We start from the raw sequence: 285 nt of genomic DNA, 5'->3' as shown, positions 1-285 counted from the left end.
ACGCTTGATGTTGGTTTAGGCTTACAGTTCAGCGTCCCAGTCGCAGGCGGCACGGCGTTGCTGATCGCTGGTTTGCCAAACGCTTTCCCAGTCCTGGGTTGGTGCGATGGCGTCAATGGCGATAGGGCCTTTGATATCGCGTGCCTGGGCGGCACTAAGCTGTAATGGCAGTTCACTTAAATCGCCGCCATCACTGATGATCTTCATGGCTTTACGCAGTTTGCGGCGATGCTGGATGATGGCCTTGTCGGTGGTGCCCAGGTGTTCGTTGGTACGATCCTGGAT

At 55.8% G+C, this 285-nt stretch carries 1 protein-coding gene; it reads right to left on the bottom strand.

Annotation, left to right across the window (positions count from 1 at the left end):
• Nucleotides 1-21 precede the first annotated feature (21 nt).
• Nucleotides 22-285: hypothetical protein (locus tag Q4563_RS19235; protein WP_303605654.1), on the bottom strand; the 264-nt coding region annotated here is incomplete at its 5' end.

It is taken from the genome of Gilvimarinus sp. 1_MG-2023 (assembly GCF_030548285.1).
This window is presented reverse-complemented; position numbering and strand designations above follow the sequence as displayed.